This is a genomic window from Acinetobacter uliginosus (genome assembly GCF_044130295.1).
Lineage (GTDB): Bacteria > Pseudomonadota > Gammaproteobacteria > Pseudomonadales > Moraxellaceae > Acinetobacter.
Genome location: NZ_JBIQOC010000038.1, coordinates 1 through 12,630 on the forward strand (window position 1 = coordinate 1; position 12,630 = coordinate 12,630).

Consider the following 12,630-nt stretch of genomic DNA (forward strand, 5'->3'; position numbering starts at 1 on the left):
ATATATCCATGTTCATGGATTAAGTCCCCACTTGTTTTTAGGTGGGAACTAAATTAAGGCTTATAGGATCGCTTGGTAAGGCTGTGTTAGCCGGATGCTTACTTAATTTACTTGATATGGATATAGATAAAATAAGTCCACAGAATTTATGAGTTAAAAAATAAAGAATTTACTGATTTATTTTTTAATCCCAGCTCTCTAGAGAACTGGGATTACCTAAAAAATTAAAAATGCAGAGTTAATTCATAACTTCGACATGTGCGGGTATTCGTTCTAACGCAAACATACACCAAATAATGTATTTGGTGTATGTGATGCATTCCTTCGCAAAACTATCTGAACATTACATGTTCGGATAATTCGGACCACCACCGCCTTCAGGCGTTACCCAAGTGATATTCTGAGATGGATCTTTGATGTCACACGTTTTACAGTGAACACAGTTTGCCGCGTTAATTTGGAAACGCTTAGAACCGTCATTCTCTTCCATAATTTCATAAACACCAGCAGGGCAATAGCGCTGAGCAGGCTCATCCCATTTTGGTAAGTTCACATTTACAGGAATAGAAGCATCTGTCAGTTTCAAGTGCGCAGGTTGGTTTTCTTCATGAACGGTATTCGATACAAATACTGAAGACAAACGGTCAAATGTAATTTTACCATCTGGTTTTGGATAATTCGGTTTGAAGTTCGCAGCATCGACAGTTTTTAAAGCGCTGAAGTCTGGCTGTAAGTCATGTAGTGTAAATGGCACTTTAAAGATGTTTTGATCAACAAAGTTGAACGCACCACCCATCCATTGACCAAACTTATGCATAGCAGGGCCGAAGTTACGAGAGTTATATAACTCTTCTTTCAACCAGCTGTTGTTGAACTTGTCTGTGTAAGCAGTCAATTCTTTAGCGAAGAAGTCTTCACCTTCAGTCACACGTGCAATGGCAAGGTCACCACCTTTTTCCACACCCGCAGCAATCGCTTCAAATACTGCTTCACCGCACAGCATGCCTGATTTCATTGCTGTATGAGAGCCTTTGATTTTAGCAAAGTTCAGGAAACCTGCGTCATCACCAATTAAGCTACCACCTGGGAAAGTGAATTTAGGTAGTGAGTTGAAGCCACCTTTTACAACCGCACGTGCGCCATAAGAAATACGCTTACCACCCTCAAGATATTGCTTGATCAGTGGATGTGTTTTCCAGCGCTGCATTTCCATAAATGGATACATGTGTGGATTGGTGTATGACAAGTCAACGATCATACCCAAAGTCACTTGGTTGTTTTCAGCGTGGTATAACCACCAACCGCCTGAAGAACCTGTTTCATTTAAAGGCCAACCTGCACCGTGCATCACCAAACCTGGCTTGTGTTTAGCAGGATCGATTTCCCAAAGTTCTTTAATACCAATACCGTAATGTTGCGGATCAGCATCTTTATCTAAATTGAATTGAGCAATCAGACGTTTACCCAAGTGACCACGACAGCCTTCAGCAAATAATGTGTATTTGGCATGCAGTTCATAGCCAGGAGTAAAGTTATGCGTTGGTTCGCCATCTTTACCAATGCCCATGTCACCAGTCTGAATACCTTTCACAGTACCATCTTCATGGTAAAGGATTTCAGACGCGGCAAAGCCTGGGAAAATAGACACTTCTAATTCTTCAGCTTTAGCGCCCAACCAACGAACCACGTTACCTAACGAAATAACATAGTTGCCATCGTTATGCATGGTTTTAGGCACCATCCAATGCGGTGCTTCTTGTGATTTTTCATCAGACAATAAGAAATAGGTTTTGTCTTCAGTGACAGGCACATTTAACGGTGCGCCTTGTTCTTTCCAATCTGGGAACAATTCATTCATCGCGCGAGGTTCGAGCACAGCACCTGATAGAATATGCGCACCCACTTCGGAGCCCTTTTCCACGACACAAACGGACAGATCGTTTAGGTTATTTTCAATTGCAAGTTGACGAATTTTAATCGCAGCAGATAGGCCGGCAGGACCTGCACCGACGATAACTACGTCAAACTCCATCGATTCTCTAGTTAAATCTTCCATAATTCTGAAACCTAATTTCGCTTAGCGGTATTATATCATTAGTGTGCACTTTTTTGAAGCGCGATCATGGCAAAGTGTTCATAAAAAAGCCTCATATAGAGGCTTCTTTTAGTCACTTAAGTCTTAAGATTTTTGAGGGTCATATTGTTTTTCTTTGATGAACAGCGCAGGGATCACACCACAGATGAAGTATGCTGCGCCCATTACAAGGAAACCAAGACCAATCGAACCACCACTTGCTAAATAACCGATTGCAGCAGGTGCAATTGCAGCACCTAAACGACCTACATTATATGCACCACCGATCGCTGTACCACGTACATTGGTTGCAAAGCTTTCAGTCATATATGTTGCATTTACGCCATATGGAATACCATATAAGAAGCCGAAAATTACAAGTAAATATAAGATGTTTTCTGGTGAGTTATAAAAGACGATGAGTGGTAGGAAAATCGCTGTACCAATTGCACCAAATGCATAGGTAAAACGACGTCCAAGTTTGTCTGCCATATAGCCTGCAAGAATTTTACCCAAGATCATTGCGGTATATGTACCCACCATATATGCCGTCATTTCCTTGAATTTCATACCTAATTCACTTTCAAGATATGATGGCATCCAGTTATTTACACCATAGTAACCGAATTGCAAGAAACCTGCTGTTAATGCCCAAAGGATGAACATATTGCGGTTACGTTTGTCTTGGAAAATTAGTTTCCATGTCGATTGTTCGTTAGTATTGGATACTTCAACTTTCTTAAAGCGGTTTTCTTGCCATACAGCTGGTTCAGGAACCATGTAATGCATCATGATTGCCAAAATAATAGGCAAAGCAGCAACATAGAACAGCATTCGCCAACCGTGGTCTGGAATGAGCCAACCAGCTAGTAATGTTGCAACAATATAACCGACTGTCCAACCTGCTTGAAGTGTGCCTAAAACGGTTGTACGGAACTTGGTTGGAACGTATTCCGCCATTAACGTGTTACATGCGATATATAAAGAGCCTAACCCTAATGATGCAAAGAAACGTAATGCACCAAACTCTAAGAATGAGTTTGTAAAACCTAAGCCACAAGTCAGTGTAGAAAATAATAAAATTGAGATAACAACAATGCGCACACGTCCAAATTTATCGCATGCCCATCCACCAAAAATACCACCAATTGCCATACCAGCAAGGGTGAATGTACCCAACATACCTGCCTCTACAGGAGTTAAGCCAAATTCAGCTTTGATACTATTTAAGCTGTAAGACAGCAGCATTAAATCAGCACCATCAACCAATAACGCAAGGAATGCGAATATAAAAGCAACTTTCCATGTGTTAGGACCGATTTTTGAGATCGAATTCTTGATCGTCATAATCCTTTACCTTCATAAAAAAAAGCTGGGCCGCAAGGAGATGTTGACCCAGCCAAAACGGTTACTGGGTAACTTCACGTATCATGTTACGCGCAATAATCACTTGTTGAATTTGAGTTGTACCTTCGTACAAGCGGAATAAACGGACGTCACGGTAGAAGCGTTCAATTGCATATTCATTGATATAGCCAGCACCGCCATGAATTTGCACGCCGCGGTCAGCCACACGACCACACATTTCAGTTGCAAACATTTTTGCGCAAGAGGCTTCCGTACTTACATTTTGACCCGCATCACGGCGACGAGCTGCATCTAGAACCATGCATTTTGCAGCATAAATTTCAGCTTTTGAGTCTGCAAGCATGCCCTGAATTAGCTGGAAATTTGCAATGGCTTGACCAAATTGTTTGCGTTCAACGGCATATTGAAGTGAGTCATCCAGCATGCGTGTTGCAGCGCCAACGCTTAAGGCAGCAATATGAATACGGCCTTTATCTAAAACCTTCATCGCTGTTTTAAATCCAACACCCTCTACACCGCCAATAAGAGCTGAGGCTGGAATACGGCAGTTTTCAAAGATTACGTCACAAGTATGCGCCCCTTTTTGGCCCATTTTTTTATCACGCTTGCCCAATGAAATGCCAGGTAATTTGCTGTCCACAATAAATGCAGAAATTGCTGCAGCACCTTTAAGCTCTGTATTGGTACGCGCCATCACTGTAAATACGCCAGCATGTGGAGCATTGGTAATAAAGCGTTTAGTACCGTTTAAAATGTACTCATCGCCATCTTTAACCGCTGTTGTTTTAAGTGAAGCTGCATCTGAACCAGAGTCAGGTTCTGTTAAGCAGAAAGAACCAATAATTTCGCCACTTGCTAGTTTTGGCAGGAAATATTGTTTTTGTTCTTCAGTACCATCAATGATGAGGCCTGATGCACCAATACCATTATTTGTACCAATTAATGAGCGGAAAGCAGGAGAGGTACGGCCCAATTCAAAAGCGATGTAAACCTCTTCTTCCATGGTTAAGCCAAGGCCTTCATATTCTTCAGGAATAGTTAAACCAAATAAGCCTAGCTCTTTCATTTGCTGGACGATTTCTGCTGGAATTTCGTCAGTTTCGGCAACAATTTCTTCATTTGGTATTAATGCGCCTTCAACAAATTGTCGAATCATATCAACCAATTGGTCTAAGGTTTCCTGATCACGAACCATGATCTCACTCCATATTTAGGATATTTAACTTGAACCGCAAATCAACACGGTGATCAAGATCTACACAAAACGATTTAGGCGGATATTAATCAAAAGCAAAACTCGAATCAATATATACGAAAGTATATTTCGCACAGCGGTATTTTATATTTTGTGTGGTTTTTATTTTAAATATCTGTTTTAGAATGTTATTTAAAAATTACATGGCACTATAAAAAAATTAATTCGTCAAATTTAGAATTTACAAAGCCATTAAAAGATGTATATTGTGTATTAAATACCGCTGTGCGAAATGAGATAATTATGGAAAGCACCCCAATATTGAATATTAGCCTTCAGGAAGATGGCGTTGCCGTTGTTCAATTGCATCGTCCAGAAGCGCGTAATGCTTTAAACCTAGAATTGCGCCAAGCGCTGTCAGAGACTTTTCAAGATTTAAGTCAAAATGATGCTGTGCGCGCGATTGTCATTACTGGTGGTGACAAGGTTTTTGCTGCAGGTGCAGATATCAAAGATTTTACAACTGCAACGACTGCGCAGATGTACTTACGTCATACAGAGCAATATTGGCAAAGCTTGGTAGATTGCCCTAAACCGATTATTGCTGCTGTAAATGGCTATGCATTGGGCGGTGGCTGTGAGTTGGCCATGCATGCAGACATCATTATTGCAGGTCAATCGGCAAAATTTGGTCAGCCAGAAGTCAAATTAGGCTTAATGCCTGGCGCTGGCGGTACACAGCGTTTACTGCGTGCTATTGGCAAATTTCAAACCATGTTGCTGGTGCTTTCAGGCAAGTTTATTTCCGCAGAAGAAGCTAATCGTATGGGCTTAGTATCAGAGGTTGTGGAGGATGAGCAAACAATTTCACATGCAATTGCATTAGCAAAAACCATCGCAAGTTTTTCACCAATTGCTGTGCAGCAAATTAAAGAAGTCACGAACCTTGGGCAGGATCAATCGCTGCAAGGCGCGTTGGCGCTTGAGCGTAAAGCATTCCAAATTTTATTTGATACCAAAGACCAAAAAGAAGGCGTAAATGCTTTCTTTGAAAAGCGTCCTGCGCAATACACTGGAGAATAAGACATGAGCATTCAATCTATGGCGCTCATAGGCACAGGTGTGATGGGCATGGGCATTGCGCAAATTGCAGCGCAAGCAGGACTCGAGGTGCGTTTGTTTGATGCCAAAGCAGGTGCTGCCGAAGCAGGTTTAAATAAACTGAAAAGTACATTACAAAAACTACAAGCGAAGGGTAAGTTTAGCGAAGAGGCTTTAAATGAAACTTTAGCTCGCTTTAAAGTTCTAGACAGTATTGAGCAAGTTGCTGGCGTGGACATGGTAATTGAGGCCATCATCGAGAATCTAGAGATTAAGCAAAATTTGTTTAAACAGCTAGAAACGATTGTATCGAGCGACACAATTTTAGCGACAAATACATCATCACTTTCGGTAACCGCAATTGCATCAAACCTTGAGCATCAAGACCGTATGGCAGGATTTCATTTTTTTAACCCTGTTCCATTAATGAAAATTGTGGAAGTGATTGCAGGCTTAGCGACTGAAGAAACAGTCGTCGCTGATTTGCTGGAACTGGCACAGCGTATGGGGCACTTTGGTGTCCGTACGAAAGATACGCCTGGATTTATTGTCAATCATGCTGGCCGTGCCTATGGAACTGAAGCGTTAAAAGCATTAGGCGAGGGCGTTGCCAGTATTTCGGAAATTGACCGTATTTTACGTGAAGGCGCTGGTTTTAGAATGGGACCGTTAGAACTTTTTGATTTAACCGCACTTGATGTATCTCATCCAGTCATGGAGTCGATTTTTAATCAATTTTACCAAGAAGACAGATACCGTCCGCATGCATTAACACGTCAAATGCTGGCAGGTAAAAAGGTTGGCCGTAAAGTTGGAGAGGGCTTCTATAAATATCAAGATGGCCAAAAAACCAATGAAGAGCCAATTCAAACTGTTCCTGCAATTACGGTATTCAGCCCAGTCTGGATTAAAGCGGATTGTGAACAAGATGCGGCGATTTTACGTGACTACTTAAACGAAAATGGTTTCATTATTGATGCTGCAGAAAAGCCTGCAGTCGACAGCTTAATTGTTTTAGCAACATACGGTGAGGATACGACCACAGCAGCATTGCGCTTTGGCGTGGACGCAACACGGGCTGTCAGTATTGATTTACTAACGGACTTTACTAAGCACCGTACTTTAATGCCTTCGATTGTTACACAAAAATCGTATGTAGATCAGGCGCATGCAATCTTTGCTAAAAATGATCATGGCGTAACTGTAATTGCTGAAAGTATAGGTTTTGTGTCGCAACGTGTTTTAGCTATGGTTGTGAACTTGGCGTGCGATATTGCACAGCAGCAAATTGCAACAGCATCGGATATTGATAAGGCCGTCAAACTTGGTTTGGGCTATCCGCATGGACCGATCTCTTGGGGAGATGTGCTAGGTGCACAGCGTATTTTACTTATTTTAGAGCGTATTTTAGCCAATACAGGCGATCAGCGTTATCGTCCAAGTCCTTGGTTGAAGCGTCGTGCTCAATTAAATATCTCATTACTTCACACTGCAGCGGTTTAAACGAATATAAGGATACTTTCATGTTAAATGCATTTATTTATGATGGATTACGTACACCATTTGGTCGTCATGCAGGTGACTTAGCAACAATTCGTCCTGATAACTTGGCTGCTGGAGTTATTCAGGCATTAATTGAAAAACATAATTTAGCGAATAATATTTACGATGATGTGATTTTGGGTAATACCAATCAGGCGGGTGAAGATAGTCGAAATATTGCACGTCATGCGGCTTTGCTAGCAGGTTTAGATGTAAAAACGCCAGCTCAGACGGTAAACCGTTTATGTGCTTCTGGTTTAGCAGCTGTGATTGATGCTGCGCGTGCGATCAGCTGCGGTGAGGGTGAAATTATCATTGCTGGCGGTGTGGAGTCTATGTCCCGCGCGCCATTTGTATTTGCAAAGTCTGAAAAAGCTTTTGGCCGTGATTTTAAAGTGTTTGACTCAGCCATTGGTGCACGTTTTCCAAACCCTGCAATAGAAAAGCAATTTGGTGATGACACCATGCCAAAAACGGGTGATAACGTTGCAGTTGAATATGGTGTTAGCCGTGAAGATGCAGATACATTTGCGGCAGCTTCACAAGCAAAATATGAATCTGCGCGTAACGATGGTTTCTTCGAAGGCGAAATTAGCCCAGTTGAAGTTGCTCAAGGTCGCAAATTACCGCCTAAATTAGTAGCAGTTGATGAGCATCCACGTCCTTCGTCTAATATGGAAGCGTTGCAAAAACTGAAACCATTGTTTGCAGATGGTGTGGTGACTGCGGGCAATGCATCTGGTGTTAATGATGGTGCAGCCGCACTGATTATTGGTTCAGCAGAAGCAGAACAGACCTTAGGCTTTAAGCCGATTGCTAAAATTTTATCGTCAGGCGCAGCTGGTATTGAACCGCGTATTATGGGTGCTGGCCCAGTAGATGCAATTAAACTTGCATTAAAACGTGCCCATTTAACTTTAGATGATATGGACATTATTGAGATTAATGAAGCTTTTGCATCTCAAGTTTTAGCTTGCTTAAAAGGTTTAAATGTATCTTTGGATGATTCTCGCGTCAATCCAAATGGCGGTGCAATTGCTGTCGGTCATCCATTGGGTGCATCGGGTGCGCGTTTGGCCTTGAGTACAGCACGTGAATTAAAACGTCGTGGTCAAAAGTATGCCGTGATCAGTTTATGTATTGGTGTGGGACAAGGTCTCGCAATGGTTATTGAAAGCGTATAAGTAGGAAAAACACATGGGTGCATTAGAGGGTATTCGCGTACTTGATTTAAGTCGCGTACTAGCAGGTCCGTGGTGTGGTCAAATCTTTGCAGATTTAGGCGCAGAAGTAATAAAAGTGGAACGTCCAAAAACGGGTGATGACACCCGCATGTGGGGTCCGCCTTGGATGAAAAATGACAAAGGCGAAGATACACGTGAAGCTGCTTACTACCAGTCTGCTAACCGTAATAAAATGTCAATTGCCATTGATATTGCCTCACCTGAAGGTCAGGAATTAGTCCGTGCTTTAGCGGCAGAATCAGATGTATTAATTGAGAATTATAAAGCTGGTTCTTTGAAAAAATACGGTTTAGATTACGAAACTTTAAAAGAGATTAATCCGCGTTTAGTTTATTGCTCAATTACTGGCTTTGGACAAACAGGTCCACGTGCACCTGAACCAGGTTATGATTTTATCGTGCAGGGTATGGGCGGTTTAATGTCTGTGACTGGTGAGAAAGATGACCTACCTGGCGGTGGCCCGCAAAAAGTAGGCGTTGCATTTGCTGATTTAACCACTGGTTTATATTCAACAATTGCGATTCAGGCAGCATTGCTTAATCGTCATATTACAGGTTTAGGGCAGCATGTAGATATGGCATTGCTGGACGTGCAAGTAGCTTTACTTGCTAACCAAGGCATGAATTACTTAGCTTCAGGCAAAGTGCCGGGACGTTATGGTAATGCACATGCGAATATTGTTCCTTATCAGGTGTTTAGAGCTAAAGATCAAGACTTTATTATTGCATGTGGTAATGACAAGCAGTTTGTTGCTTTAAGTCAAGCGATTGGTTTGCCTGAATTGCCTGAAGATCCACGCTTTACAACAAATGCCTTACGTATTAAACATCGTCAAGAAATTGGTGATTTGCTAGCAGCGCATTTTTTAAGTGGTACTGCAAAACACTGGGTAGAGGCGATTCATGCCGTGCAAGTTCCAGTAGGTTTGATTAATAACCTTGAGCAAGCATTCCAAGAACCGCAAGTTCAAGCACGTAATATGTTGATTGAAATGGAGCATCCATTAAAGGACAAATTACAAGTGATAGGTTCACCGATTAAGTTGTCACGAACGCCGGTTGAGTATAAAAAAGCGCCACCAATGCTTGGTGAACATACGGATGAGATTTTATCGCGTGTGGTGAGTGCTGAGCAGCTAAAAGACTTAAAAGAAAAAGGAATTATCGCTTAGAGCTATTTTTTTATTATTTAAAGTTTAGAAAAAACAGCAACTTTTTATCAAAGTTGCTGTTTTGCTATATAGGTATTAACTATATTATAATTTCGCAATGCGGTACGCTTATTGAATATTTAGAGATTTTTGAATGACAGACGGTACAGATTTGCAGCAAGAAGAAAAATTGTTGGCTCCTTTGCGCCACGAACTTTTGCATCCAATTGAAGACATGCAAGAGGAAAATGATCGTCAATACATTACTGCGCTTGCGCGCGGATTAGAATTATTACGCTGTTTTACACCTAAGCATCAGCATTTGGGTAATCTGGAACTGTCGCAGATGACTGGCCTTCCAAAACCAACCATTACACGATTAACGCATACATTGTCACGTTTAGGTTATTTAAAACAGGTTCCAAATTCAAGCAAATATCAGCTCTCTGTTGGGGTTTTGTCCTTTGGCTATTCAATGCTTTCGAATGTGTCGATCCGTTCGATTGCACATCATTATATGAAAGAACTGGCTGACTATGCAGAGGCTGCTGTTGCCATGGCGACCCGTGACCGCTTGAATATGATTTATCTAGATGTAGTGCAGGGTAAAGGCAATGTCACAATGCGCCGTCAAGTGGGAACCTATTTACCCATTCACCTCAGTTCGGTTGGCCGTGCTTGTTTAGCAGCTATGCCTGAAGATGAACGTGAATTTTTGCTAGATGCCATTCGCTCAAAGCATAAAGACGAGTGGATTAAAATTAAGCGTGATTTAGATCAATCCTTTAAAGATTATCAAGATTTTGGCTATTGCTTTTCGGTTGGTGAGTGGCATAAAGATGTAAATTCTGTTGCTGTGCCATATTTTCATGAACAGCATGGCTTATTGGTCTTTAACTGTGGTGGGCCAAGTTTTATTTTAGGCCGTGAAAAATTGGAGGATGAAATTGCGCCAAGGTTATTACACATGGTGAATAACATTCGTAATGAAGTAGGTTAATTTCATAGGGCTTTATTGCACAAATATTCAAAATTAAAATCTCCCATACCTACTCATATTTAAGTGACAACTTGGGTATGAGGGCGACCTAATTCTGTGAATTTATTTAAGACAGCTATGCGTGCATGAATCTCATTCACTTGACTATCAAAATTTCTTGAGCAGAGTTTATCGCCTAGTAATTTAATACAATGCATCTTGGTTTCAACCAGACTTCGCCGATGATAGCCTGACCATTTTTTCCAGAGTGTCCTGCCTGAGATACCGTCTTGGTAGTCAATCAGGTTTTGAGATTATTCGACCAATAAATAATCTCTTTGATAGGCAGTCTGATGTTTTAAAACGCCATAACACAGATGTATAAGCTTGCGCATTGCAGCACCTAAAGCACACATTTTATTTTTACCCTGGCTTAATAATCGTTGATATAAAGCTTCAATGTGTGGATTATATTTAATCGCTGTTAATGCTGACATATACAATACTGAGCGTATTTTACTGTCACCTGCTTTTGATAAGTGACTTTGCTTGTTGACTGAACTGCCAGACAACTGATGTACTGGAACCAAACCTACATATGCAGCAGCTTGACTTGCTTTTTCAAACTTGTGCGAATGAAATAACCCCAACAGTAATAAGCCTGATCGTTCACCGATTGAAGGAATAGTTTGCAGTAATTTCAAATCCTGTTTCAATGTTGGATCTTGATCTATGTGATCATTTATTAACTTATCAATATGTTCAAGTTGCTGATTTAAATACTCAATATTTTTTTCAAGTAATTTAATCACAACAACAGAGGTATGAGTGGACTGTGCCTTTTCAAGTCGATTCTTTTCCTGCAATAGACTACCTAGATAGACATCTCGTCTGCCTAGTAAAGCTTTTAATAATCTGACATTTTCAGGTTCAGGCTGCCATATGATTAACTTTGCGGTGTAACCATAACGTGAAAGAGCTTCACTATCAGCTTTATCCGTTTTATTTAGCATGGACATGCCTTTGGCAAAGGCTCTTACTCGTGAAGGATTAGCCACACAAACCTTTACACCTGCATCATATAGATAATATCCCAAATTCTCATGATAAACCGAAGTCGCTTCCATGATTGCTGTCACTTGATCAGGTTCAATTTTAAGAGTGATGAGCCATTTGAGCAGACTACCAAAGCCACTTTCTGTATTAGTAAATATTTTATTTTTTCTTTTTCCAGTCAAACCTTGAGGGAAAATGCAACAATCTATTTTGGTTTTACTGACATCAATACCTAGCATAATCATGGTGATATTCCTTGAGTTTAAGCTATGCTTTTTATCCCATTAACCATCATCTTACCTTGTGAATACAGCATCAAAGTGCTTAGTTACCGTTCAGAGTTGTATGAGGGATAAGGGCAAATTGTAGGTTTTATCTCAGGTTCAAATTTAAGATTTTAGCAGCATTCCAAACTCTACAATTTGCGTATAGTGGTAGCTAATCACTATATCAATCAAGATACAAGCAGCATGCTGCGCAAGGGTTGTACTCCTGAAACATTGCGTGTTTGGTATTTAAAGCATATGGATCAACTAAATCCTGCCAAAGTACAACAGATATCTGACCAAGAAAAAATGAAGCAAATGGAACGTGAAATTAAAGAATTAAAACGTGCCAATGAAATTCTACGTAAAGCAGCCGCTTTTTTCGCCCAGGCGGAGCTCGACCGCCCACACAAATAATGGTGGATTTTATCCAGAACAATAAAGATCGATATGGTGTTGAAGCGATTTGTAGAATTTTACCGATTGCAGCTTCGACCTATTATCGGGCTTTAGATCTCGTTGATAACCCAGAACATCGAGCGAAACGTGCTCTGCATGATTTACATCATGCAGAGCAAATCAAACGTATTTGGAAAGAAAGTTTAGGTCGATATGGTGTGCGTAAGGTCTGGCAACAATTGAAACGTGAAGGTTA

Annotated in this window: 9 protein-coding genes, 2 pseudogenes and 1 other annotated feature; of the genes and pseudogenes, 6 read left to right on the forward strand and 5 right to left on the reverse strand. The window is 40.9% G+C overall.

What is annotated here, in order from left to right; translation table 11 throughout:
- Positions 1–343: 343 nt before the first annotated feature.
- The 3 genes from ACE01T_RS08650 to ACE01T_RS08660 form a co-directional block, all read right to left on the reverse strand.
- Entirely contained in the window at positions 344–2,056 is a 1,713-nt protein-coding gene (locus ACE01T_RS08650; RefSeq protein WP_180079284.1) for an electron transfer flavoprotein-ubiquinone oxidoreductase, read from the reverse strand.
- Between the two features lie 123 nt (positions 2,057–2,179).
- The gene (locus ACE01T_RS08655; RefSeq protein WP_180079283.1) at positions 2,180–3,421 is read right to left on the reverse strand and encodes an MFS transporter; all 1,242 of its coding nucleotides are present in this window, start codon (positions 3,419–3,421) and stop codon (positions 2,180–2,182) included.
- A 61-nt stretch (positions 3,422–3,482) separates the two neighbouring features.
- Positions 3,483–4,637: an acyl-CoA dehydrogenase family protein gene (locus ACE01T_RS08660; protein WP_180079282.1), complete on the reverse strand. Its 1,155-nt coding sequence runs from the start codon at positions 4,635–4,637 to the stop codon at positions 3,483–3,485.
- Positions 4,638–4,940: 303 nt separating this feature from the next.
- Here ACE01T_RS08660 and ACE01T_RS08665 point away from each other — a divergent pair, with 303 nt between their 5' ends.
- The 5 genes from ACE01T_RS08665 (at position 4,941) to ACE01T_RS08685 (ending at position 10,674) form a co-directional block, all read left to right on the forward strand.
- Positions 4,941–5,720, forward strand: coding sequence for an enoyl-CoA hydratase (locus tag ACE01T_RS08665; protein WP_121523745.1), 780 nt, complete (start codon positions 4,941–4,943; stop codon positions 5,718–5,720).
- 3 nt (positions 5,721–5,723) lie between these two features.
- The gene (locus tag ACE01T_RS08670) at positions 5,724–7,241 is read left to right on the forward strand and encodes a 3-hydroxyacyl-CoA dehydrogenase (protein ID WP_180079281.1); all 1,518 of its coding nucleotides are present in this window, start codon (positions 5,724–5,726) and stop codon (positions 7,239–7,241) included.
- A gap of 20 nt (positions 7,242–7,261) precedes the next feature.
- Entirely contained in the window at positions 7,262–8,464 is a 1,203-nt protein-coding gene (locus ACE01T_RS08675; RefSeq protein WP_121523749.1) for a 3-oxoadipyl-CoA thiolase, read from the forward strand.
- A 13-nt stretch (positions 8,465–8,477) separates the two neighbouring features.
- On the forward strand, positions 8,478–9,695 hold the full coding sequence (locus tag ACE01T_RS08680; RefSeq protein WP_121523751.1) for a CaiB/BaiF CoA transferase family protein: 1,218 nt from the start codon (positions 8,478–8,480) through the stop codon (positions 9,693–9,695).
- A 133-nt stretch (positions 9,696–9,828) separates the two neighbouring features.
- Positions 9,829–10,674 carry an IclR family transcriptional regulator gene (locus ACE01T_RS08685; RefSeq protein WP_121523753.1) on the forward strand — a complete coding sequence of 282 codons (846 nt, stop codon included), beginning with the start codon at positions 9,829–9,831 and terminating at the stop codon, positions 10,672–10,674.
- A 59-nt stretch (positions 10,675–10,733) separates the two neighbouring features.
- Here ACE01T_RS08685 and ACE01T_RS08690 read toward each other — a convergent pair.
- Positions 10,734–10,931 (reverse strand): annotated as a pseudogene (locus ACE01T_RS08690) (IS5/IS1182 family transposase); the annotation flags it as partial.
- 36 nt (positions 10,932–10,967) lie between these two features.
- Positions 10,968–11,954 carry an IS110 family RNA-guided transposase gene (locus ACE01T_RS08695; protein ID WP_111885219.1) on the reverse strand — a complete coding sequence of 329 codons (987 nt, stop codon included), beginning with the start codon at positions 11,952–11,954 and terminating at the stop codon, positions 10,968–10,970.
- A 237-nt stretch (positions 11,955–12,191) separates the two neighbouring features.
- Here ACE01T_RS08695 and ACE01T_RS08700 point away from each other — a divergent pair.
- Positions 12,192–12,630 (forward strand): annotated as a pseudogene (locus ACE01T_RS08700) (IS3 family transposase); the annotation flags it as partial.
- Positions 12,350–12,466: a sequence feature (AL1L pseudoknot), on the forward strand. It overlaps the preceding pseudogene by 117 nt.